The organism is Luteibacter sp. PvP120, assembly GCF_054055715.1.
In genome coordinates, this window is sequence record NZ_JBSRXP010000005.1 from 116,386 (window position 1) to 139,591 (window position 23,206).

Here is a 23,206-nt window from a genome sequence, read left to right on the forward strand (position 1 = left end):
AGCTGCCGGGTTCGTGCAGCGCGCAAAAAGAAAGGCGACCCGAGGGCCGCCTTTCCTGTTTCAACCACGTGACGCGTATGGATCGGCTTATTTGTATTCCACCGATCCCGAGATCACGAGGCCCTTCTCGTCGACGTGCGACTCGCCGGACACCTGCACGACGCGGGCGGCCTGGGCCTTCATCGCGTCGAACTGCGCATTGGAACGCTGCGCCGTAGCGGCCGTGGTGGCCTGGTCGTCCGGCGCGCCGTCGGCACCCGCGGCTTCGGTCATCGCGCTGGCGTAGGACTTGGCCTTGTCCGCCATCACGTCGACCCAGGAGCGATACATGTCGCCATTGAGGTGCAGGCGAGACACGCGACCGGCGTCGCCGGTGCTGCCCATGAGCACGTCGTCCAGCTGGGCGTCTTCACCGGCGCCCACGCCGACGGCGATCGCCTGGCCGTTCATCGCTGCCCAGCCGGGCATGCCCAGCATGCCGCTGATGTTCGGCGGCAGGGCGACCGGCTTGCCGTCGCCGGCCAGCTTGAAGTCGCCGCCCAGCATCGCCTGACCCATGGCGAGCAGGCCCGCCGGGTTGCGCGTGGCGATCACCACGCGACCGGTGATCTGCGGCATCTGCTGCGCGCTGGCCGCGGGCTTGAACGAATCGATGACCAGACGCAGGCCGCGGAGGTCGCCGATGGGCGGAATGGCCGCCTGCTGCATGGTCGAGCCCATCTTGGCGAAGCTGTCGTTCATGCTGGCGAAGGCCGGGCACTCGAACGGCTTGGCTGCCACGGCTTCCGCCTGGGCGGTGAAGAACGTGCGCAGCTGTTCGACCGGCAGTGCGAGGCTGATGTCGAACGGACCCTTCGCGTCGCTGCCCAGGCCCGGGACTTCGACCTTGAGGCCGGAGAACGCCTTGGTGATGTCGTCGGCCAGGGCGATGTCGACACGCTGGTCCTGGTGGTGCAGGTCGAGCTTGGTGTAGCCGAAGCTGACGGATGGCACCCGCGCGGCGATACGCGTGGCTTCCGTCTGGCAGCTGGGTGGCAGGGCCGGCACCGGCTCGCCGGACTTGGCCGACTGGTGCTTGAGGAAGGTCGCGAAGAGCGGATCCTTACCGGTGGCGATCAGCGGCAGCAGGCGGGTCAGGTCGACCTGGCCGACGGCGTAATCCTTGTAACCCTTGGCCTTGGCCAGATCGGCCAGGCGTCCGTCTTCCTGGATGCTCTTTTCCGGGCGGTCGGCGCCGAGCGCCTGGCGGACCAGCGGCTGGGCGGCGTCGACCGGCAGCAGCGAGACCACGGCCTGCTTGCCCACGGTGGCGATGACCAGCTGTACGCCGGAATCGGACAGGGCGACATGGCGATACGACTGGCCGCCCGCGTCGGCGGTCTCCAGCTTCTTGCCGTAGGCCGTTTCGAGGCGGCCCACGAAGGCATCCCACGCGGCGTTGTCGGCCAGCGTCACGCGCACGACCGGGGCCAGGCCCAGGCCGTAGAACGCGGTGCCGCTCTTGGCGTCCAGGCCCATGTTCTTCAGGGCGGCCTCGGCGGTCTTGCCGTCGAATTCCGCGGCGAGGGCACGGACCAGGCGGGCGCCATCGGCGTTGCCCTTGGTGTCGAGGTCCTGCGCAAAGGCCTTCATCTGTGCGACCTGGCCGGGCAGCTCGCTGTTGGCCTGGGCCAGCATGGCCTCGTAGGCGTCGTCGTCGAGCTTGTCGAGGCTGGCCACCACGTACGGCGTATCGGCCGGCACGAAGGCCAGCGGGGCATCCTTATCCTTGTGGCCGCAGGCCGCCAGCAGCACGCTGGCGACGCCGAGCGCGAGAAGTCGCTTCGTCGGTCGCATTTTGTATCCCGTTGTTTGATCCCTAGGTGGGACCATTATGCCGGAATGCGTCCGCGCGAAGGGGCGTCTTCAGCGCCCCATGACCTCGGCCAGTACGGCCATGCGCACGAACACGCCGTTGCCGACCTGCTCGAGGATGCGCGACTGGGCGCCGTCGGCGACGTCCGGAGCGATCTCGATACCCCGGTTGATCGGGCCGGGGTGCATCACCAGGCAGCCCTTGGCGGCGCGTGCGAGGCGCCGGGTGTCGAGGCCGAACCGCTCGAAATAGGCGGCCTCGTCAGGAAGGTCGGTGGCGGCCATGCGCTCCTTCTGCAGGCGCAGCATGATCACGGCGTGGGCGCCTTCGATCGCCTCGTCGAAATCCTCGACATAGCTGACGCCGGACAATTCGCCTTCGGGCGGCATGAGCGAGGACGGCCCGACGATGCGGATGTCCTTCGCGCCCAGCGCGGCAAAGGCGTGTATGTCCGAGCGCGCGACGCGGGAATGGCGCACGTCGCCGCAGATGACCAGGCGCAGCTTGCGGAAATCCGGATGGTGGTTACGGATGGTGAGCGCATCCAGCAGGCCCTGGGTGGGATGCGCGCGGTTGCCGTCGCCGGCGTTGACCACCGCCACGCCGCTCATGGCGTGGCGCACCAGCTCATCAGGGGTGCCGGACACCTTGTGCCGAACGATGATGGTGTCCAGGTGCATCGCTTCCAGCGTGTGCAGCGTGTCGAACAGTTCCTCGCCCTTGGTGGTCGAGGAGAGGCCGATGTCGAAGTTGACGACGTCGGCGCCCAGCCGACGGGCCGCCAGCTCGAACGAGGTGCGCGTGCGCGTGGAAGGCTCGAAGAACAGGTTCAGCACCGTGCGGCCATCGAGCAGCCCGAGGTGGCGCGTACCGTGCGCCGTGGCTTCGCGCATGCTGTTGGCCCGGTCGAGCAGGCGCTCGATCGTCTCGCGTGGCAGGTTCTCGAGGGTGGTCAGGTGGCGCAGGCGTTGTGACATGACGGCCTCAAGGCGATGGAAGAAGGCGGGGGTGTGTGACGTGGCTCATGGCAGGAGCAGATACGACTCGAGGATGACCGCGGCGGCCTCGGCGTCGATCGAGCGGACATCCGAGCGCTTGCGCGTGCCCGCGGCCCGCCCGGCGGCGAAGCGACGTGCGGCCTCCTGCGAACTCATGCGTTCGTCGGCGAAGGCGACCGGCAGGTCGTAGCGCTGGCCGATGCGCTCGGCGAAGCGGCGCGCCTTGCGCGTCATCGGTTGCTCCTTGCCGTCGTTGTCCAGTGGCAGGCCGACGATGAGGGCCTCCGGCAGCCATTCGCGGCGAAGGGTGTCCAGCGCCTGCCAGTCGGGTTCGCCGTCGCGCACCGGCAGCGCCGCGATGCCGCGGGCCGTGCCGGTGAGGCGGTTGCCGACGGCGACGCCGACGATCTTCGTACCGACATCGAAACCGAACAGACAGCTCATGAAAGGAGGGGGCTCACGCGTGGCCGGCGTAGCCGGTCAACTGGGAGGGATCCTGCATGCCCAGCTGGCGGGCGGCGGCGACCCAGCGTTCGTCCAGGGGCGTGTCGAAGACGATGCGCTCGTCGGCCCGCGTGGTCAGCCATGCGTTGTCCATCACTTCCTGCTCTAGCTGGCCGGCTTCCCAGCCCGCATAACCCAGCGTGACGAGGGCGCGGCGGGGACCTTCGCCCTTGGCTATGGCCACGAGAATGTCGCGCGAGGTGGTGACCGACCAGTCGTCGTTCACGCGGTAGCTGGAATCCCAGTGTCCCGGCTCGCGATGCAGGACGAAGCCGCGCTCCTGCTGGACGGGGCCACCGATGAGTACCGGGTAGTCGGCGATCTCCGGGTCGTCGCATTCCAGCTTCATCTGGGCGAGGACGTCGCCCAGGCGGTACTCGGACATCTGGTTGATCAGCAGGCCGACCGCGCCGTCTTCCCCGTGCTGGCACAGGAAGGCGACGCCGCGCGCGAACGGCGGCTCGGCGAGGGAGGGCATCGCGATGAGGAATTGACCCGCGAATGTAGTGGCGATCGTCATGGCCGCATTGTAGCCGCTACGGCCGGGCGAGTGCGCCTGCGTTAAGCGCAAAAAAGCTACGGTGCAGGCCTGCCCCGTGTAGGTCGTTTCCTGAGGAACATCATGTTTGCCAAAGGTTTTACGTTCGTGTCCGGTATGCTCCTGGTCGCCATCGCGCAGGCATCGACGCCGTCTGCGTGGAAGGATCATGACCGACAGCTGACGCAGGCGTGCATCGCGGCCAGCGGCCTGAAGGATGCAAGACCGGTCGGTGGGCCGATCGCCTACGACGACCGCGTGACCGTGACGGCGCTGGTGCTGGCCGGTCGCTACCCGCAGAAACACATGAACAACCGCCCCGGTCGCGAGCTGTGCGTATGGGACCGAAAAGCCGGCAAGGCCTACGTCAGCGAAGCCGACCAGCTGCTGCCGTAGGAGCGCGTGATGCGCGCGAAAGGTAGTCGGGACGTCCGGGCCAGGATGTAGGAGCGCGCGATGCGCGCGACATGTTTTGAGGCCGTGTGTCGGGCCTGGCGCGCAATGTCGGGGGATTGTCGCGAGAAGATGTCGCGCGCATCGCGCGCTCCTACATGCATGCTTGGTCGTGCTGCTGCCGGGGCTAGTAATTCCTCAGCACGTTGCCCGGAAGGAACTGCCAGGTGCGGGTGATGTAGAGCTCGTCCACCTTCGTCTTGTCCGCGGGCAGGGCGGGGAAGGGGGCCGCGAGGCGGACGATGCGCATGGCGGCATCGTCCAGCAGCGTGTGCCCTGAGCTCTTGATCACGTCCATGCTCTTGATCGAGCCGTCGCGGTTGAGGCCCACGGTGAGCACCAGCTCGCCGTACAGCCCTCGGCGGCGGGCCTCGTCGGGGTAGTTGAGGTTGCCCACGCGCTCCACGCGGCCGACCCAGCCTTTCATATAGGCGGCGTAGACGTACTCGCGCGTGTTGGAGGAAATGAATTTCTTCTTGGGCCGCTTGGCATAGGCCTGCGACTGCTCGCGGACCTCGGCGGACAGCCGGGCCATTTCCAGCTTGCGCTGCACGTCCTCGTCGGACACCGGCAGGGGGCTGGGCGCGTGTTCGCTCTGCTGCCGGCTCGTGTCGACGGCGAAGGCCGTTTCGCCGGAGGTGGTCAACAGCGGTGCAGGCGTACGATCCTGCGGCGCCGGTGCCTGGGCATCCTTCGGCTCGGGGGTGACGCCGCGGTTCGGCGTCGGCAACGGGCCGGAGACGGGCTCGGAGGGCCGGGCCGCCTTGTCCTTGTCGCCGCCACCCGCGTTGTTGGCCTGGGCCAGGAAGTCGGCCTTGTCCGGCGGTTCCTGGTTGGCCACGTCCACGAGGGTGACATCCAGCGTGGCCACGCTGGGCTTCGGCTTCTCCGCGTCGAAGGTGACGCCGAGGATGACCACCCCATGCAGCAGCAGGGAAAACAGCAGGGTGGCCCCGATCAGGTCGGTGCCGGTGGTGCGGGTCGTCATCGGGCCTCGATGGCGTCGAACATCAGCCCGGCGATGTTGAGCCCGAACTGGGCGTCCAGTTCGCGGATACAGGTAGGCGAGGTGACGTTGATCTCGGTCAGGTACGAGCCGATGACGTCCAGGCCGACGAAGCGCAGGCCACGGCGACGCAGTTCGGGGGCTACCTGGGCGGCGATCCAGCGGTCGCGCTCGGAGAGCGGCACGCCCTCGCCCCGGCCGCCGGCAGCCAGGTTGCCGCGGAATTCGTCGCCCTGGGGGATGCGGGCCAGTGCATAGGGCACGGGCTCGCCGTCGATCAGCAGGATGCGCTTGTCGCCGGCGGTGATCTCGGGGATGTATTTCTGGGCGATCACGAAGTCGTGCCCGCCCTCGCCGAGCAGCGTCTCCAGCATGGAATTGAGGTTGCTGTCGCCCGCGCGCACGCGGAAGATGCCGCGACCGCCCATGCCGTCCAGCGGCTTGAGTACCGCCTCGCCATGCGTGGCCACGAAGGCCTTCAGGTCGCCTCGGTCGCGCGAGACCAGCGTGGGCGCGATGCACTGGGGGAAATCCAGGGCGAACAGTTTCTCGTTGCAATCGCGCAGGCTGCGCGGGTCGTTGACCACCCGGGTGCCCGCCCGCTGGGCGCGCTCCAGCACCATGGTGTCGTAGACGAACTGGGCATCGACCGGCGGATCCTTGCGGGCCAGCACGATATCGATCTCGCCGAGCGGCCGCCAGGCGGCGTCACCGAGGGTGAACCAGTCGGCCGGGTCGTCCTTCACGGACAGCGGGCGCAGGCGGGCCCAGGCCTCGCCGTCGCGCAGCGCCAGGTCGCCCTGTTCCATATAAAAAAGGTCATGGCCACGGCGCGAGGCCTCCAGCAGCATGGCGAACGTGGAATCCTTGGCGATCTTGATGGCGCGGATCGGGTCCATGAGGACGGCGACGGTGAGCGACATGGGGTGTCCGGCGAGCAGGAAAGGTGCCAAGTCTAGTGGAGCGCCGGGCAGGATTTCACCGGCCGCCGGTCTTTTAAGAACAATTCATCTTGACGGAATCCGTGCCAACCATTAAACAGCGATCGGGAGGAACGCCAGAAGAGCGTGCCGCCGGGGCTCCAGGTCCCGTACGACGACCCAGTGCACGGAATACGCCCGGAAGAGGGGCTATCCTGCTCCGGGATTTGCGGTTTTTTTGCGTGGCACGGGGGCGCAGTGAACGAAAACGGACGTGGTACCGACCTGACCGGTTTGCGGGTCATGGTCATCGACGATTCCAAAACCATCCGGCGCACGGCGGAAACGCTGTTGAAGAAGGAAGGCTGCGACGTACTCACCGCCGTCGACGGCTTCGAGGCGCTGGCGAAGATCTCCGACCAGAAGCCCAACATTATTTTCGTCGACATCATGATGCCGCGCCTGGACGGCTACCAGACCTGCGCCCTGATCAAGAACAACGCCCAGTTCCGGGGTACGCCGGTGGTCATGCTCTCATCCAAGGACGGTCTGTTCGACAAGGCGCGCGGCCGCATCGTGGGCGCCGACCAGTACCTCACCAAGCCTTTCACCCGCGACGAGCTGCTCGGCGCGATTCACCGTTATGCGACGGCGAGCTGACCCAACCGGCTCGCTCGACGACGTCCAGGGGGACGCGTGGCAAATATCCTGATCATCGACGACTCGCCCACCGACGTCCGCGTGTTCACCACGCTGCTCGAGAAGGCGGGTTTTTCCGTTTCCAGCGTTGAAAACGCCGAGGCCGGCATAGAGCGCATCCGCGCGAACAAGCCCGACCTGGTCATCATGGACGTCATCATGCCCGGCATGAACGGCTTCCAGGCGACGCGAACGCTGAGCCGCGACCCGACCACGGCGGACGTTCCCGTGGTGATGATCACTACCAAGTCGATGGAAACCGACCGGGTATGGGGTCTGCGCCAAGGTGCGAAGGCCTTCATCACCAAGCCGGTGAACGAGAAAGAACTGCTCTCGACCATCGCCGGCCTGCTCCCCGGCACGACACACTGAGGTCGCCATGAGCGAGAACGCCGCCACCTCACCCTTCGAGCTGCTCGCCCTCTATGAACGTGCCTGTCTGGCGCACACGGCCGACGCGCCCGAGCGGGTCGAATCGCTCGGCCAGTGGCGTGGCATCGCTTTCCGGGTGGGGCGTCGCGCGTTCGTCAGCGGCATCGAGGAAATCAACGAACTGCTGGCCGTGCCGGCACTGACCCACGTGCCGGGGACGCAACCCTGGCTGATGGGCGTGGCCAACGTGCGCGGCAACCTGGTACCCGCGATCGACCTGGGCCGGTTCCTGTTCGACGAGCGCACGCCCTCGTCGGAGCGTACGCGCCTGCTGCTGGTCCGCCAGCACGGCGGCACGGTGGGACTGCTGGTGGACGAGGTGTTCGGCCAGCGGACGATGGACGAGGCTCAGCGAGGCGCCGCCGAGGACGAGCGCGATCCGCGCGTGGCGCGCTTCGTGGCGGAGAACGTCACGCTGGGCGAGCAGTCCTTCGGGCTGTTCAGCATGAGCCGGCTGGTACGGGCACCGGATTTTCGGCAGGCGGCGCTGTAAGGCGTCTTTCGGGGGACGGGACGGCGGCATCGCCGGCCCGCTACAGGATGGGCGCGACGCGGTTCGACCGCGCGCGCGTGGGGAACGGAGGGGCGGTCGTATCGACCGCTTCGTCTTGCCGGCAGCCTCGAGGCGCCGGCGGCTAGCTTTGCCAGGTTTGGGTGAGGTAGATATGAGCACGACAGCAGGCGGCGCAGGCCGGGAACGTGGCTACACGATCGTCATCGTGTTTCTTCTCCTGGCGATCGGATTGGCGTCGGTCGACTTCTGGTGGTTGAACACCAAGAACGGCGAGGACCGGGAAGCCATCGCCCTGACCACGCAGGTACAGGTGCTCTCGCAGCAGACCGCGAAATACGCCCTGGAGGCGTCCGACGGCAACCGCGACTCGTTCCGTGAGTTGTCGGCTACCCGCAACACCATCGACTCGGCGGTGCAGCGCCTGGTGAAGGGCGACGACAAGAGCGGCATGCCAGCCTATGCGGACAACGGCGGCTCGCAGGCCGGCCGCTCGGTGGCCGCCCTGGCCAACGCATGGCACCAGCTGGACGCGGATATCGGCAAGATCCTCTCCAACAAGGACCTCGTGCTGTCCTCGGGCGAGCGGGCCGACCTCTTCGCCAAGCAGATGCCGCTGCTCAATGCGCGCACCGACGAAGTGCTGAACATCGTCCAGCAGAAGAACGCCTCGGTCGAGCAGACCTTCACCATCGCACGCTGGATGCTGATGGCCGACCGCATGATTCGCCGCGTGCAGGAGATCCTGCAGGGTGGCGACGGCGCCCAGTCCGCCGCCGACGGCCTGTCGCGCGACGCGCAGCTCTATGGTGCGGTGCTGAAGGGGCTGATCGACGGCAACGCCGAAGGCGGTGTCCGTGCAATGACCGACGCCAACGCGCGGAAGATCCTCGAAGGCATGCAGACCTCCTGGAGCGACCTGGTCGACCCGGTGAACCAGTTGGTGGCCGCGTCGCCCAACCTTCAGGACGTCAAGCGCGCAGGCAACCAGGCCTCGCTGGATTCGCAGACGGTGCTGCTGCGCGCCAACGAGTCCGCCGACCATATCGCCAGGCTGCCGCTGAACCGGTTGTTCCCGAACGTCTGGTGGGGCCTGCTCGGCGCGATCGGCGCGGTGCTGTTCGCCCTGCTGCTGGTGTACAACCTGGTGCGCGACCAGCGGCGTCGCCTGGAGAGCACGTCCGAACTGAACCAGCGTAACCAGACCGCCATCATGCGGTTGCTGGACGAGATGGGCACGCTCGCCGAGGGCGACCTGACCATCAAGGCCACGGTCACCGAAGACATCACCGGCGCCATCGCGGACGCCATGAACTCCGCGGTCGACGAGATGCGCAACCTCGTCACCACCATCAACGAGACCGCTGTACGGGTGTCGGCGGCGGCGCAGGAAACCCAGGCCACCGCCATGCACCTGGCCGACGCGGCGGAGCAGCAGGCGCAGCAGATCACCTCGGCCACCTCGGCGATCAACCAGATCGCCACCTCGATGGATACCGTGTCGAAGGATTCGGCGGAGTCGGCCGACGTGGCCCAGCGCTCGGTGCAGATCGCCTCGCGCGGCGCGGAAGTGGTGCGCGAAACCATCCAGGGCATGGATTCGATCCGTGACCAGATCCAGGAAACCTCCAAGCGCATCAAGCGCCTGGGTGAATCCTCGCAGGAGATCGGCTCCATCGTCGAACTGATCAACGACATCGCCGAACAGACCAACATCCTCGCCTTGAACGCCGCGATCCAGGCGGCCTCGGCCGGTGAGGCGGGACGCGGTTTCGCGGTGGTCGCGGACGAAGTGCAGCGTCTCGCCGAACGCTCGGCGAGCGCGACCAAGCGCATCGAGACCCTGGTCCAGACCATTCAGTCCGATACCAACGAGGCGGTCAGCTCCATGGAGCAGACCACCGCCGAGGTGGTGGCCGGTGCGCGACTGGCCGAGGACGCGGGTACCGCCCTGGGCGACATCGAGCGCGTGTCGAACGACCTTTCGGCGCTGATCCAGAACATCTCTGCTGCGGCACGCCAGCAGTCGGCGGCGGCGACGGACACCTCGGCCACCATGAACGTCATCCAGGAGATCACCTCGCAAACGTCGCTGGGCGCCAGCCAGACGGCCGAATCCATCGGCAACCTGGCCCAGCTCGCGAACGACCTGCGACTGTCCGTCGCGAACTTCAAGCTGCCGGGCTGATGCAGTGAGACTCCAAGACCATACCGATTTCACGACGCTGCACTGGGTCAAGGCTGAGCTGGACGACGCCCTGTCCAAGGCACGCCAGGCCCTCGAGTCCTACGTCGACAACTCGCGCGACGCCTATGTCATGCACACCTGCGCCGCGGACCTGCACCAGGTGCACGGCACGCTGCGCATGGTGGAGCTGTACGGCGCGGCGATGGTCGTCGGCGAGATGGAACAACTGGTCGCCGCGCTGATCGACGACCGCGTGGCCCATCGCGACGAGGCCTATGCCGTGCTGATGCGCGGCATGATGCAGATGCCCGACTACCTCGAGCGCCTGCAGAGCGGTCATCGCGATGTGCCCATCGTATTGCTGCCGCTGCTGAACGACCTGCGCGCCAGCCGCGGCGAGCAGTCGCTGCACGAGTCCGCGCTGTTCACGCCCAACCTCGACACCGTGCTACCCACCACCGCACCCGGCGCGGGCGATCCCGCGACGGCCGAAGCCGCGCGTGGCGAGCTGGCTGACCTGCGCGCGCGTTTCCAGCAGCAGCTGCTGGCCTGGTTCCGCGGGCAGGGCAACGAGCGCCAGCTGCTGGGCATGCGCGCGACGCTGGACAGCATCGCCGCGCGTTGCTACACCCTCGCCGGCCGTCGGCTGTGGTGGATCGCCGCCGGCGTGCTGGAGGGCCTGGAGCGCGGCGTGTTGCGCGCCCACGAAAAGGACGTGCGCCAGCTGATCGGCCGTGTCGACCGTTCCATCCGCGAGCTGGTCGATGGCGGCGAAGAGGCCCTGCTCCGGGGCGATGCCGACGACCTTGCACGCAAGCTTCTTTACTACGTGGCGCAAGCGCGACCGGGCAGCGAGCGCCTGGATGAACTGCGCCAGACCTACCGGCTGGACGGCCTGCTGCCGCGCGAGGCCGAAGTCGAGCATGCGCGCGGCTCCATGTCGGGGCACAACCGTGCGCTGCTGGATACGGTGTCCGCCGCCATCAAGGACGACCTGCTGCGGGTAAAGGAATCGCTGGACCTCTTCCTGCGTCGTCCGGACGGCGACCCCGCCCAGCTCGGACAGCAGGCCGACGTGCTCGACCGCGTGGGCGACACGCTGGGCATGCTGGCGCTGGGCGTGCCGCGTCGCGTGGTCGGGGAGCAACGGCGCATCCTGGGCGAGATCGCCACGGGTGTACGCGAACCCGACGAGGAGTCCCTGCTCGACGTGGCCGGCGCGCTGCTCTATGTCGAGGCGTCGCTGGACGACCACATCGAACGCCTCGGCGCCGAGGGCGACGAGCAGGCGGTAGCCGAGCTCGGGCCGTCGCCGCTGCCGCGCAGCGAAGCGCGCCACATCCTGGCTACGCTGATGCGCGAGGCCACCGGCAACACCTCGAAGGTCAAGGACGCGATCGTCGCCTTCGTCGAATCGTCGTGGGATCACGAGCAACTGGCCGGCGCGCCGGAACTCATGGCGGAGATCGGTGGGGCCATGCGCATGCTGGGCGCGTTGCGCCCCGCGGAACTGGCCGACGGCGTCGGCCTGTTCATCCACCGCGAGCTGCTGGTCGATCGTCGCGTGCCCGACGGTGCGCAGATGGACCGGCTTGCCGATGCGCTGGCGGCGCTGGAGTATTACCTCGAAGCGGCGCGCGAGCATCGCGGCGGGCTGGAACATATCCTGGACGTGACCCAGCAGAGCCTTGCCGAGCTCGGCTACTGGCCGTTGCCCGTGCACGCCTCGCACGAGCCGGAAGCCATGGGCGAGGACGCCCTGGAGGCCATCGACACCGCCGCGATCGAGCACATCGCCGTGCCGGCTACGAGCGCGGACGAGGGCGAAACGGTATCGACCTTCGCGGAATCGTTCGACCTGGTCGACGAGCCGCCCACCGAGGCGGAGATCGCTGCGCATGCCGCCGCGGCTGAAACGTCTGCCGCTGCGGAGCCCGAACCCGAACGCGTCCCCGTGCCTGTGGGCGCCGACGACGACTGGGTCGAGATCGAGGAAGAGATCGAGCAGGAAGTGGGTGGCACGGGCCATGCGGAGTTCGCCGGCTTCCAGATCACCGTCGATGGCATCGACGACGAGATCCGCGAGATATTCCTGGAGGAAACCCAGGAAGAGATCGACAACCTACGCGCAGCGCAGGGTGCGTGGCTGGCGGATACGGCGCGCAGCGAGGCGCTGGTGCCGATTCGCCGATCGTTCCACACCCTGAAGGGCTCCGGCCGCCTGGTCGGCGCGCGCCTGCTGGGCGAATTCGCCTGGAAGGTCGAGAACCTGCTCAACCGCGTGCTCGACAAGACGATCGAGCCGCACGAGGGTGTGCAGGCGCTGATCCGCCACGCGGTGGATGCGCTGCCGCAGCTGAAGGCCGCCCTGGAAGGCGAAAGCACGCCGGGCGCGCCGATCGCTGCGATCATGGAGACGGCCGATCGCCTCGGCATGGGCGACATGGCCTTCGTCGAGGACGTGGCGAGGAACGCCGTGCAGACGGTACGCACCAAGGTGAAACGCCGGGTGCCGCGCGACGCCATCGCCGACGTGCCCACCGCCGCGTTCGCCGCCTACGGCCAGGCGCCCACCGACGTGGCCGAGCCGGCACCTGCCGAGCCCGCCTATGTCGTGCCACCGCTGCCGCCGGTGGACGCGGTGCTGCTGGACATCCTGCGTACCGAAGTGGCGCAGTACCTCACCGTCATCCGCAGCAACCTCGCGCGTGCCGGCGACGGCGAGCTGCCGGTGGACGATGCGCTGCTGCGCGCGGTGCACACGCTGCATGGCGCCATCGGCATGGTCGACATCCCGGTGCTGATCCAGGTGCTGGCACCGCTGGAGGGCCTCATCAAACGTGTGCGTGCCAGCGGCCATCCGCTCAGCGTGGAAGGCGTGGATGCCCTGACCGACACGGCCGACCTGGTCGATCACGTCATGCACCAGTTCGACGCGCCCGATCCGCACGTGCCGGATGTCACCGCGCTCGCGGCGCACATCGTCGCACTGCGTGACGAGCAGCCCGAAGCCACCGTCGCCCATATCCTGTACGAGCCGGACTATGGGCAGCCGCTCGACGAGACCGACGAGACCGACGAGACCGACGAGATCGCCGAGGTCGAGGAGGTCGCCGAACACGCGAGCGAACCGGCGGATCTGGAAGCCGATCTGGAAGCCATGCTTGCGGGTGAACTGGCGGACCTCGAGGCCGCGGCGGCTTCGCACCGCGATGGCGAAGCAGAGCCGGCCGACGCCCCGTCCGACGAGCTGCCGCCTGTCGAGTTGGAACCCCTGCAACCGGTAGACACCACCGACTCCCTCACGGCCGAACTGCTTGCGTCGATCGAGCGTTTCGAGATCGACACGCCGGAGGGCGTGGTCGAACCGATCACGAAGTACGACGAGCAGGAAGCCGCCGCCTGGCGCTCGCTGACCGAAGGTTTCGATGCCACGGCCGATGCACCGGCTCGTGGCGAGCCTGCCGAAGTCCACGATCTGCCACAGCCGATGTCGCACGACGGCGATGTCCTGCATGTCGACGACGGTCTTGTCGAGGCGCGCTCCGACGAGCTCGACGCCGTGGCGGACGACGAGACCATCGACGAGACACCCTCGGACGAGGATGCTTACGATGCCGCTCTTTCGGCGAGCGAGGAACAGGACATCGACGCTCCGGTCGTCGAAGCCGCCGTTCCCGTCACCGAGCCCGAGGTGCCGGTCGTCATCGAGGATCAGTCGCACGAGCCGCTCGCGGAGCCGGTGCATATACCGGTGGACGATCCGGCCCCGGCGCTGGTGCCCGAACTGTCGCCCTATGCGGACATCGATCCCGACCTGCTCGAGGTGTTCATCGAGGAGGGCAGGGAGATCCTCGACCATGCCGATGGCGCCCTGGCCGCGTGGCGCAACGAGCCGCATGTCGCCGAGCACGTGACGGCGTTGCAGCGCGACCTGCACACCCTCAAGGGCAGTGCGCGCATGGCGGGCCTGCCGCCCGTGGGCGACATGGCCCACGCCATGGAAGCGCTGCTCGACGCGGTGGCTTCCGGGCAGCGCGACAGCGACCGGGCGTCCATCGAAGCGATGGAAACCGGTTTCGATCGCCTGCACGGCATGATCCAGGGCATTGCGCAGCATCGCCCGATCTGGCTGGGCGATGCCGATATCGAACCGTTCGCGCGCCTGGCCGGTGCGCCGATCGCACCGGACACGCTCACGGCCGAGGCCTACCGCGAAGAGCGCGAAGCCGCCGAGTACATTCCGGCCCCCGAACCCGTGCCGGAGCCCGACATCATCCCGGTGCTCGAGCGCGATCTTCCGGAGCTGCTGCCCGAGTTCGAGGAGGAAGAGCTGCAACGCGCCTCGCAGGAGCAGATCCGCGTTCGCGCCGACATGCTCGATACGCTGGTGAACCATGCCGGCGAGGTGTCGATCTACCGTTCGCGCCTGGAGCAGCAGACGGCCAGCTTCCGTTCGACGCTGACCGAGCACGAGCAGACGGTCAGCCGCCTGCGCAGCCAGCTGCGCATGCTGGAGATCGAAACCGAGGCGCAGATCATCGCGCGCTACCACCAGGAGCATCCGGACACCGGTTCGGCCACCTTCGATCCGCTCGAACTCGATCGTTTCTCGCAGTTGCAGCAGTACTCGCGTGCGCTGGCGGAGTCGGTATCCGATCTGGTGTCGTTGCAGACGATCCTGGACGAACTGACCCGGCAGTCCGAAACCCTGCTGCTCCAGCAGCAGCGCGTGAATGCGGAACTGCAGGAGGGCCTCATGCAGACCCGCATGCTGCCGTTCGACGCCATGGTGCCCAACCTGCGCCGCACGCTGCGCCAGGCCGCCAACGATGTCGGCAAGCGGGCCCAGCTGGTGGTGGAGGGTGCCAACGGCGAAATGGACCGCAACATGCTCGACAGGATCAAGGCGCCTTTCGAGCACATGCTGCGCAATGCGGTGGCCCATGGCATCGAGGCACCCGAGCAGCGCGAGGCCATCGGCAAGAACCCCGAAGGCACCGTGCGCATCCAGGTGGCCCGTGAGGCCACCGAGGTGGTGGTGCGCTTGTCTGACGACGGTGCCGGCATGGATCGCGAGGCCATCCGGGCCAAGGCGATCGAGCGCGGGCTGTTGCGCCCGGATGCGCGCGTGTCCGACGACCAGATCCTGCAGCTGACGCAGGTGCCCGGGTTTTCCACCGCCGAGACGGTGACCCAGGTGGCCGGCCGTGGCGTCGGCATGGATGTGGTGGCCAACGAGATCAAGCAGCTCGGCGGCACGCTGGCGATCGAGTCGGACATGGGTAGCGGCACCACCTTCGTGATGCGCCTGCCGTTTACCCTGGCGGTGACCCAGGCACTGATCGTGCGCATCGGCGAAACCAGCTTCGCCATCCCGATGACCTCGGTCAACGGCGTGGCGCATGTCGAGCCCAACGAGCTCGCCCACCGCATGGCGGACGAGCAGCCGTCGTTCGATTACCTCGGCGAAGAGTTCGCCATCCACGACCTGCCGCAGCTGCTGGGCACGCACATCGTGGCCACGCCGGACGAAGGCGACATTCCGCTGCTGCTGGCACGCTCGGGCGACCTGCGCGCGGCCATCCGCGTGGATGCCGTGCTGGGCTCGCGCGAGATCGTGGTCAAGCCGGTCGGCCCGCAGGTCAGTTCGGTGCCGGGCATCCTGGGTGCGACCATCATGGGCGACGGCTCGGTGCTGATGATCCTCGACCTGGCGCCGCTGGTTCGCCACGGCGTGGCGCGTCGCGCCTTCGAGGCCGAAGCCGCCATGCCACAGGCGCCGCGCGCGCAGGACGAGGTGCGCGTGAAGCCGCTGGTGATGGTGGTGGACGATTCCATCACCATGCGCAAGGTCACCGGGCGCGTGCTCGAGCGCCACGGGTTCGAGATGATGACCGCCAAGGACGGGGTGGACGCACTGGAAAAACTCAACGAACGCGTGCCCGACCTGATGCTGCTGGATATCGAGATGCCGCGCATGGACGGCTACGAGCTGGCGACGCAGATGAAGGCCGACGGACGGCTGGCCGCGGTGCCGATCATCATGATTACCTCGCGCACCGGCGACAAGCACCGCCAGCGCGCGTTCGACATCGGTGTGGAGCGCTACATCGGCAAGCCGTACCAGGAAAACGATCTCATCGTGCAGATCAACGACGTCCTCGGGGTGCACCATGACTGACCATGCGCCAAGGGTCGCGTTGTTGTTCGACGATGCGGCCTTGTCGGGTTACCTGCGCGAGGCATTGGTCGAACACGGCGCGACGATCGTCTACGAATCGGACTTGCGCGCCTTCGCGCCCGCCGAACTCGTGGGCTCGTCGGCGGACGTGGTGGTGATCGACCTGGATGACCCGGGTGACGACGACCTGGACCGTCTCTACGACACCGTGGAAAGCGGTCACCCGCGCCTCGTATTCAACGATTCCGATGTCAGCCGCCATCTCGAAGGCTGGGCGCGGGCTCGTTGGGCGCGCCACCTGGCGGCGAAGCTGGTGGGTTCCCCGCCGTCGGACCCGGCCCGTCCGGTCGATGCGCGTGCGCTAGCGCCGCGACTGGCGGCCATCGCCGGCGTCGCCGCGCCCGCCGAGGAGGCGATCGACATGCCGCTGACCGACGATCTCGCGATCACCGGGGCGCACGGCTATGCCACTTCGCCGTTCGTGCCGAGTGCCGACGAGAGGGCCGTGTCGCTGGATAGGGTGCCCGATGTCGCGAGCGATGTGTCCGACCCGCTGGTGTTCTCCACGACCCTGTCGGCCACCGCGGATGACGAGGGTGTCGATCCGGCCGACCTCGCTGCCGAGCTGGAAGCCCTGCTGGCGGACACCGATGCATCGGCGATTACCACGGACGGCCTGGAGGACGTACCGTCGGCGCCACTCGAACTGACCGAACTGGCATCGCTCGACCTGTCCGGCTTCGAGGTCATCGACGACGCCCCGACGCCCACCGCGGTGCCGGAACGGGCATTCGACCTCAGCCAGTTCAGCCTGGCCGCCGATGCCCCGGACCTGTCGGGCGCAGCGCAGGCCGCCCCGCCCACGCTGGACATCGAACACCGCGCCACCGAATACGCGCCGCCACCGGCACCGTCGTGGGACCTGGTGGACCACGACACGATCACGGCCGATACCCCGGCACGTCCGGATGCATCCGAGTTCGGGATCGAGACGTTGACGGCTGCCGAGTACCTGGCCCAGGACGTCGTCGATGACGGCAGCCATGGCATCATCCCGGGCATGTCGCTGGAACTGGTGTCGTTGGAAGAAGCGATTGCCCCGCGCACCGACGGTGCGTTCTCGCACGAAATGTTCCTCGAAGGCAGCGCGCGTGCGGTGCGCCGCGTGGTTGTGCTGGCGGGCGGTGCCGACAGCGAGGCGTCGGTCGCGGCATTCCTTGCGGCGGTGCCCACGCGCCTGCCCGCCGTGCTGCTCGTGGCCGTGCACCACGACGACACACAACACCTGGCGAGCCAGCTGGGCGGCCTGGCCGTGGCGGGCCAGCAGTCGCATACCGCGCACGGTGAGCGGCTTGTGGTGCCGCTAGGCACGCGTGTACAGGTCCGTCGCGACGGTCGCGTCGTGGTAGGTGAAGACGACAGCGCGAGCCGCAGCGCGGGGCCGTCCCTGGACGATGTCCTCGCCACCGTGGCGGAGGGTTTCGGTGCCGATGCCCTTGCCATCGTGTTCGACGGTCGCGGCAGCGACGCCGTGGCTGGCGCCCAGGCGGTGTACGACGCCGGCGGTCGCGTGTGGATCGAAAGCGTGCCCATCGGCGACGAACGTGGCCATGCGGTGGCCGGCATCCGCGAGGAGCGTGTTGCCGCCTACGCAGGCGACGCGGCCGCGCTGGCGCAGAAACTGATCGAGGAATTCCCATGAGCGAGCCGTTACCGCGCGAAATCCGCTGCGTACTGATCCCCAGCGCGGGTGTGCGCCTGCTGCTGCCTAACGCCGCGGTGGCGGAAGTGATCACGTTGACGGGCGTGGAGCCGGTGCCCGATTCGCCGGCATGGTTGATCGGTCGTATCGCCTGGCGTGGCTGGCGCATTCCGCTGGTGCGCTTCGACCATGTGGCGGCGCTGCCCGACGACGCCCCGCCGCAGGCGGCCCGTGTGGCGGTGCTCAAAGCGTTGGGCAACACGCCCGAGCTGCCTTACATCGCCGTGCTGACCCACGGTTTTCCGCGCCTGACGACGCTCAACGCCGAGCTTCTCCTGCCGACCCACGACGGCCACGACCTACCTTTCGGTGTCCGTGCACGCGTACTGGTGCGCGACGACACCGCCATCATTCCCGATCTGGAAGCCCTGGAACGGACGCTCGCGGCGATGCCGGACGAGGCACCGGACGACGCCGTCGAGGACTGACGACCCGTCAGGGAGGTTGACACGTAACTGAGAATCATTATCATCAACTCCGCACCCTCAACTGCGGAGTGGACCATGTTGCTGAGAACGCTTCCCCTGACCGACAACGGCGGCCGAGACAAGGTCGTTCCCCTGCGCATGACGACAACGGTCGCCACGCGCCGTATCGAAAGCAAGAACCTGCTCGACGGATCCCGCGAGCTCGTCATCGAGCACCAGGGCAGCGAATACCACCTGCGCCTGACCCGCAACGACAAACTCATCCTGACAAAGTAGGAGCGCACGATGTGCGCGACATGTGTTGAGGCCGAGCCTGTGTATCGGCGCACGATGTGCGCGACATGTGTTGAGGCCGAGCCTGTGTATCGGCGCACGATATGTGCGACATGTGTCGAGGCCAAGCCTGCATGTCCTCGCACTATCGCTTAGACGCACGCCCTTCTCCCCGACGCCAAGCCACGCGGCACCTCCCCGGACCGCGCCAGCCAGGCCTCCGTTACTCGTCCCACCTCCCGGAGGCGACATGTTCGGCTGGCTCTCGTCCTTTGGCGTGCCCACGCGCGCCCGCAGTTCCTCGACCACACGCTGGCTGGCGCTGGCGCCACGGACCCTGTTCGAGGGATTCGGGCAACTCGGCGGCGTGCTCTATCTCGCGCCGCCGCTGACGAAATGTGTGCTTGGTACCCCGGCTGCCGACACCTGCCTCGTGGAATCGGCCGACCTCGCGCCGCTGCTGGTGACGCGTTGCGTGGGGCTGACCTGTGCCGTCACGGCGGAAGGTCCGCGTGAGTGGATCGACTGTGTGAGCGGGGAGGGCGACACCGTCGCCCGCATTTACCTGCTACCGGATACCGACTATCTCGCCTGGGATGGTCTGTTCGCGGACGCCGTACTGGTCGATGCACCGTTGCGTCGCGCGCCGGATAGGGAGTGGCTCCGCGCCTCGCGTGCCCGCGTGCTCACCTTCACCCGTCGCCGCATGGCCGGCTTCACGGTGCTTGGTGCACGTGACGCGCGCATCTCCACCCTCGGTCATGGCGTGGCACGCGATATCGCGCTGTCGGAATCGGTGGGCATCGCAGGCTGACGCCGCGTTGGCGCCGTTGCATCGGCGCCGACGAACCTGGCGGGTTAAGCCATCTACGTTGCACTTGGCCGAAAAACACTCGGCGCGAGTCGCGGCACGCGCTTGGTCGTCGTAGGCGCCACCACGTCATGCGCGGACAGCGCTGCCTGTGTCCGGCACTGTCCGCGGACACGCTTTCGGTGGCTACATGGCGACCCAAGTACTTGATCGGACTAACGTCGGCGCCCTGGCATGGCCCTTGCTGAGCTACACGGTGAAATCAGCCAGGGAGATCGCCATGATTCGCGACACGTCCGCCACGGACCGCCTCGTCGAAGTACGCCCCAACCACCGCCGCAAGCTGCTGCTTATCGGCGGGGGCGCTGCTTTGCTGGCCATGCTTGTGCTGGCCGCACCGAAGGTGGCCTCGTTGTTTTCGGCCGATTCGTCGATCAGCGCCTCGCGCCTGTCCTTTGGCACGGTGTCGCGCGGTCCCTTCGTGCGCGATATCGCCGCCGAGGGCAAGGTGGTCGCGGCCGTCAGCCCCACCCTCTACGCCGCCTCCGCAGGCGCGGTGGTGTTGAAAGTGCACGCGGGCGACGTGGTGACGAAGGGCCAGGTGCTGGCCGTCATTACCAGTCCGGAACTGACCAGCAAGCTGGCGCAGGAAAAGTCGGCCGCCGACGCGATGCAGGTGGAATTCCTGCGCGCGCAGATCGACGCGAAGAAGAAGCGATCCGAACTGCAGAAGGCTTTCGACAACGCGACCATCGACCAGACCGCCGCCGACCGCGACCTTAAACGCTACCAGACCGCCTTCGACAAGGGCGCCGTGCCCGTGGCCGACGTCGATAAGGCCAAATCGACCCTGGACAAGGCGGCGGTCACCACCAGACACGCGCAGTCCGATCTCGCCATGGATAACGACAGCCTGACCTTCGATGTGCAGTCCAAAGGGCTGGCGCACGATCGGCAACTGCTGATGGTCAAGGACCTGGAACGCCAGGTGGACGACCTTAACGTGAAGTCCCCGGTCGACGGCCAGGTGGGCCAGTTGTTCATCGCCGAGCGCGCCACGGTGGCCAAGGACGCCCAGCTGGTGAGCGTAATCGACCTGTCCGCGCTGGAAGTGGAGATGAAGGTGCCGGAAAGCTTCGCACGCGACCTGGCCATCGGCATGCCGGGCGAGATCACCGGCAACGGCAAGGTATGGAACGGCAAGGTCAGCGCCATCTCGCCGGAGGTGGTCAACGGCGAAGTGGCCGCACGCCTGCGCTTCGACGGCGATACGCCCAAGCAGCTGCGCCAGAGCCAGCGCATGTCCGTGCGTATCCTTCTGGACAAGCGCGACAACGTACTCACCGTCGAGCGTGGCTCCTTCGTCGACGAGAGTGCCGGCCACTACGCCTACGTCGTCAACGACGGCATGGCCGATCGCCGCGACATCCGCGTCGGGGCCAGCAGCATCGACAAGGTCGAAATTCTGGACGGACTGAAGGAAGGTGACAAGATCGTCATCTCCGGTGCGGATGCCTTCGGTGCCGCCAAGCACATCGCAATCAGCCGCTGATCCGGCACCCACTTACCGAAACGAGGGACACGTCATGCTCAAGATGAATCATCTGGCCAAGGTCTACCGCACGGAAGTCGTCGAAACCTATGCGCTGCGCGACTTCAACATCGACGTAAAGCAGGGCGAGTTCGTCGCCGTCACGGGGCCGTCCGGCTCGGGCAAGACCACTTTCCTCACCATTGCCGGCCTGCTCGAAACCTTCACCGGTGGTGAGTACCACCTCGATGGCGTGGAAGTGAGCAAACTGGACGACAATGCGCGATCGCGTATCCGTAACGAGAAGATCGGTTTCATCTTTCAGGCCTTCAACCTGATTCCCGACCTGAACGTGTTCGACAACGTGGAAGTGCCGCTGCGTTATCGCGGGATGAAGGCCGCCGAGCGCAAGCAGCGGATCATGGATGCCCTGGAACGGGTCGGCCTGGCCTCACGTGCCAAGCACTACCCGGCGGAACTCTCCGGTGGTCAGCAGCAGCGCGTCGCTATCGCGCGCGCGCTGGCCGGTTCGCCACGACTGCTTCTGGCGGATGAGCCGACCGGCAACCTCGACACGCAGATGGCGCGCGGCGTGATGGAACTGCTGGAGGAACTCCATCGTGAAGGCGCGACGATCGTCATGGTTACCCACGATCCGGAGCTGGCCGCGCGGGCCCAGCGCAACGTTCATGTGATCGACGGGCAGGTGGTTGATCTGGCGGAAGAGCCGCGTTTCCAGGCCCATTCACACGTCGTCCAATCCTGACCGCTCCACGCTCCCGGGGGGAATGCGCCATGTTCAGCTACTACTTTCAACTCGGCCTGCGCAGCCTGCGCCGGAATCCCGTGCTCACCGCCCTGATGGTGATGGCCATCGGGTTCGGCGTGGCGGCGTCGATGACGACGTATTCGGTGTTCCGCGCCACGTCGCGCAACCCCATCCCGCAGAAATCCGACGTGCTCTACAACGTGCAGGTGGACAACTGGGGGCCGGAGAACACGAAGAAGGGCGAGCCGCCCGAGGCGCTGTCGTACACCGATGCCACGGCATTGCTTCGCGCACGCCAAGCGGAACGACAGACTGTGACATATCCCGTCGGAGTTTCCGTCATTCCCGACGATCCGACACGCCTGCCGGTGCGCAAGGGTGCATACGCAACCGGGGCCGACTTCTTTCCCATGTTCGACGTGCCGTTCCTGCAGGGCAGGGGATGGACGCGGGAAGACGACGAGCGTCATGCGGATGTGGCGGTCATTTCGAAATCGCTGAACGACACGTTGTTCAACGGCGGAAACAGTGTAGGCAAGCAGATCAACCTCGACGGACACCTATTCCGTGTTACCGGGGTCATCCAGGACTGGGCGCCGCAGCCCGTGTTCTTCGACGTGCCCAATACGGGCGGCTTCAATGAGGGTGCCGCGGTCTACGTGCCGTTCACTCGCGCGCTGGACCTGAAGCTGCCGAACAACGGCAACAACAACTGCACATCCGATCCGGGCGAAGGCTGGGATAACTACCTCCGCTCGGAATGCATCTGGCTGTCCTTGTGGGTCGAACTGCCCACGACCGCCGCGGCGGAATCCTACCGCCGGTACCTCGCCGGTTATGCCGCCGAGCAACAGCGCGCCGGCCGCTTCCGGTGGGCGCCGAACGGCCGGTTGCGCAACGTCGTGGACTGGCTGTCGTTCCAGCAGGTGGTGCCGCAGGAATCGCAGGTGTCGCTAGTGGTCTCGCTCGGTTTCCTGGTGATCTGCCTGGTCAACACGGTGGGCCTGCTGCTGGCCAAGTTCATGCGCCGCGCGCCGGAGATCGGCGTGCGTCGGGCGCTGGGTGCCTCGCGTTTGCACATCTACGCCCAGTTCCTCATGGAGGCCGGCACCATCGGTATCGTCGGTGGCCTGCTGGGCCTGCTCCTGACCGGCGTCGGTGTGCTCGGCATCGGGCTGGTGTTCCCTGAGCGTATCGCCCACCTGGCCACGCTGGACCCGGTGCTGGTGATGCTCACGCTGCTGGTGTCCGTCGTGGCTTCGGTGTGTGCGGCCCTTTATCCCACCTGGCGTGCTGCGCAAGTGCAGCCGGCCTGGCAGCTGAAGTCCAACTGAGGATCACGCC

19 protein-coding genes are annotated in these 23,206 nt (G+C 67.2%); 13 read left to right on the forward strand and 6 right to left on the reverse strand.

Going from position 1 to position 23,206, the window contains the following annotated elements; all coding sequences use genetic code 11:
* Window positions 1-87: 87 nt before the first annotated feature.
* The 4 genes from ACVKN3_RS11785 to ACVKN3_RS11800 all read right to left on the reverse strand — a co-directional run bounded on the left by ACVKN3_RS11785 (window position 88) and on the right by ACVKN3_RS11800 (window position 3,877).
* Entirely contained in the window at window positions 88-1,836 is a 1,749-nt protein-coding gene (locus ACVKN3_RS11785) for a hypothetical protein (protein WP_354515505.1), read from the reverse strand.
* Between the two features lie 69 nt (window positions 1,837-1,905).
* Entirely contained in the window at window positions 1,906-2,832 is a 927-nt protein-coding gene (locus ACVKN3_RS11790) for an aspartate carbamoyltransferase catalytic subunit (protein ID WP_036136919.1), read from the reverse strand.
* Between the two features lie 45 nt (window positions 2,833-2,877).
* Window positions 2,878-3,297, reverse strand: a complete 420-nt coding sequence (gene ruvX / locus ACVKN3_RS11795) for a Holliday junction resolvase RuvX (protein WP_285404033.1) — start codon at window positions 3,295-3,297, stop codon at window positions 2,878-2,880.
* Between the two features lie 13 nt (window positions 3,298-3,310).
* Complete coding sequence (locus ACVKN3_RS11800) at window positions 3,311-3,877, reverse strand: YqgE/AlgH family protein (RefSeq protein ID WP_285404032.1); 567 nt, start codon at window positions 3,875-3,877, stop codon at window positions 3,311-3,313.
* Between the two features lie 126 nt (window positions 3,878-4,003).
* On the opposite strand from ACVKN3_RS11800, the gene ACVKN3_RS11805 reads away from it, so the two are divergent.
* Window positions 4,004-4,291 (forward strand): hypothetical protein, encoded by a 288-nt coding sequence (locus ACVKN3_RS11805; protein WP_354515501.1) that lies wholly within the window; start codon window positions 4,004-4,006, stop codon window positions 4,289-4,291.
* Window positions 4,292-4,475: 184 nt separating this feature from the next.
* Here ACVKN3_RS11805 and ACVKN3_RS11810 read toward each other — a convergent pair whose 3' ends face one another.
* The gene (locus ACVKN3_RS11810) at window positions 4,476-5,336 is read right to left on the reverse strand and encodes an energy transducer TonB (protein WP_354515499.1); all 861 of its coding nucleotides are present in this window, start codon (window positions 5,334-5,336) and stop codon (window positions 4,476-4,478) included.
* Window positions 5,333-6,277: a glutathione synthase gene (gene gshB / locus ACVKN3_RS11815; RefSeq protein ID WP_354515498.1), complete on the reverse strand. Its 945-nt coding sequence runs from the start codon at window positions 6,275-6,277 to the stop codon at window positions 5,333-5,335. The genes ACVKN3_RS11810 and gshB overlap by 4 nt, the downstream gene beginning before the upstream one ends.
* 300 nt (window positions 6,278-6,577) lie before the next feature.
* On the opposite strand from gshB, the gene pilG reads away from it, so the two are divergent.
* From pilG to ACVKN3_RS11875, 12 genes are all read left to right on the forward strand, one after another.
* The gene (gene pilG / locus ACVKN3_RS11820; protein WP_081916779.1) at window positions 6,578-6,934 is read left to right on the forward strand and encodes a twitching motility response regulator PilG; all 357 of its coding nucleotides are present in this window, start codon (window positions 6,578-6,580) and stop codon (window positions 6,932-6,934) included.
* Between the two features lie 36 nt (window positions 6,935-6,970).
* A complete protein-coding gene (locus tag ACVKN3_RS11825; protein ID WP_036136911.1) occupies window positions 6,971-7,345 on the forward strand; it encodes a response regulator in 375 nt (124 codons plus the stop codon).
* Window positions 7,346-7,352: 7 nt separating this feature from the next.
* Window positions 7,353-7,898, forward strand: a complete 546-nt coding sequence (locus ACVKN3_RS11830; protein WP_354515495.1) for a chemotaxis protein CheW — start codon at window positions 7,353-7,355, stop codon at window positions 7,896-7,898.
* A gap of 172 nt (window positions 7,899-8,070) precedes the next feature.
* Window positions 8,071-10,104: a methyl-accepting chemotaxis protein gene (locus tag ACVKN3_RS11835; protein ID WP_036136907.1), complete on the forward strand. Its 2,034-nt coding sequence runs from the start codon at window positions 8,071-8,073 to the stop codon at window positions 10,102-10,104.
* A gap of 4 nt (window positions 10,105-10,108) precedes the next feature.
* Entirely contained in the window at window positions 10,109-16,288 is a 6,180-nt protein-coding gene (locus ACVKN3_RS11840; protein ID WP_354515493.1) for an Hpt domain-containing protein, read from the forward strand.
* Complete coding sequence (locus ACVKN3_RS11845) at window positions 16,281-17,990, forward strand: chemotaxis protein CheB (protein WP_354515492.1); 1,710 nt, start codon at window positions 16,281-16,283, stop codon at window positions 17,988-17,990. Before ACVKN3_RS11840 ends, ACVKN3_RS11845 begins: the two co-directional genes overlap by 8 nt.
* Entirely contained in the window at window positions 17,987-18,478 is a 492-nt protein-coding gene (locus ACVKN3_RS11850) for a chemotaxis protein CheW (protein ID WP_354515490.1), read from the forward strand. Before ACVKN3_RS11845 ends, ACVKN3_RS11850 begins: the two co-directional genes overlap by 4 nt.
* Before the next feature lie 138 nt (window positions 18,479-18,616).
* A complete protein-coding gene (hemP, locus tag ACVKN3_RS11855) occupies window positions 18,617-18,754 on the forward strand; it encodes a hemin uptake protein HemP (protein ID WP_354515522.1) in 138 nt (45 codons plus the stop codon).
* A 247-nt stretch (window positions 18,755-19,001) separates the two neighbouring features.
* The gene (locus ACVKN3_RS11860) at window positions 19,002-19,565 is read left to right on the forward strand and encodes a hypothetical protein (protein ID WP_285404023.1); all 564 of its coding nucleotides are present in this window, start codon (window positions 19,002-19,004) and stop codon (window positions 19,563-19,565) included.
* Window positions 19,566-19,842: 277 nt separating this feature from the next.
* Complete coding sequence (locus tag ACVKN3_RS11865) at window positions 19,843-21,114, forward strand: efflux RND transporter periplasmic adaptor subunit (RefSeq protein ID WP_354515488.1); 1,272 nt, start codon at window positions 19,843-19,845, stop codon at window positions 21,112-21,114.
* 34 nt (window positions 21,115-21,148) lie between these two features.
* On the forward strand, window positions 21,149-21,859 hold the full coding sequence (locus ACVKN3_RS11870) for an ABC transporter ATP-binding protein (protein ID WP_354515487.1): 711 nt from the start codon (window positions 21,149-21,151) through the stop codon (window positions 21,857-21,859).
* A gap of 29 nt (window positions 21,860-21,888) precedes the next feature.
* Complete coding sequence (locus tag ACVKN3_RS11875) at window positions 21,889-23,196, forward strand: ABC transporter permease (protein WP_354515485.1); 1,308 nt, start codon at window positions 21,889-21,891, stop codon at window positions 23,194-23,196.
* The last annotated feature ends 10 nt before the right edge of the window (window positions 23,197-23,206 follow it).

Bases quoted from the DNA above. Each gene is read 5' to 3' on its own strand.
- ACVKN3_RS11785 (WP_354515505.1), bottom strand. From the start codon at position 1,836: ATGCGACCGACGAAGCGACTTCTCGCGCTCGGCGTCGCCAGCGTGCTG.
- ACVKN3_RS11790 (WP_036136919.1), bottom strand. From the start codon at position 2,832: ATGTCACAACGCCTGCGCCACCTGACCACCCTCGAGAACCTGCCACGC.
- ruvX (WP_285404033.1), bottom strand. From the start codon at position 3,297: ATGAGCTGTCTGTTCGGTTTCGATGTCGGTACGAAGATCGTCGGCGTC.
- ACVKN3_RS11800 (WP_285404032.1), bottom strand. From the start codon at position 3,877: ATGACGATCGCCACTACATTCGCGGGTCAATTCCTCATCGCGATGCCC.
- ACVKN3_RS11810 (WP_354515499.1), bottom strand. From the start codon at position 5,336: ATGACGACCCGCACCACCGGCACCGACCTGATCGGGGCCACCCTGCTG.
- gshB (WP_354515498.1), bottom strand. From the start codon at position 6,277: ATGTCGCTCACCGTCGCCGTCCTCATGGACCCGATCCGCGCCATCAAG.
- pilG (WP_081916779.1), top strand. From the start codon at position 6,578: ATGGTCATCGACGATTCCAAAACCATCCGGCGCACGGCGGAAACGCTG.
- ACVKN3_RS11830 (WP_354515495.1), top strand. From the start codon at position 7,353: ATGAGCGAGAACGCCGCCACCTCACCCTTCGAGCTGCTCGCCCTCTAT.
- ACVKN3_RS11835 (WP_036136907.1), top strand. From the start codon at position 8,071: ATGAGCACGACAGCAGGCGGCGCAGGCCGGGAACGTGGCTACACGATC.
- ACVKN3_RS11845 (WP_354515492.1), top strand. From the start codon at position 16,281: ATGACTGACCATGCGCCAAGGGTCGCGTTGTTGTTCGACGATGCGGCC.
- ACVKN3_RS11850 (WP_354515490.1), top strand. From the start codon at position 17,987: ATGAGCGAGCCGTTACCGCGCGAAATCCGCTGCGTACTGATCCCCAGC.
- hemP (WP_354515522.1), top strand. From the start codon at position 18,617: ATGACGACAACGGTCGCCACGCGCCGTATCGAAAGCAAGAACCTGCTC.
- ACVKN3_RS11860 (WP_285404023.1), top strand. From the start codon at position 19,002: ATGTTCGGCTGGCTCTCGTCCTTTGGCGTGCCCACGCGCGCCCGCAGT.
- ACVKN3_RS11865 (WP_354515488.1), top strand. From the start codon at position 19,843: ATGATTCGCGACACGTCCGCCACGGACCGCCTCGTCGAAGTACGCCCC.
- ACVKN3_RS11870 (WP_354515487.1), top strand. From the start codon at position 21,149: ATGCTCAAGATGAATCATCTGGCCAAGGTCTACCGCACGGAAGTCGTC.
- ACVKN3_RS11875 (WP_354515485.1), top strand. From the start codon at position 21,889: ATGTTCAGCTACTACTTTCAACTCGGCCTGCGCAGCCTGCGCCGGAAT.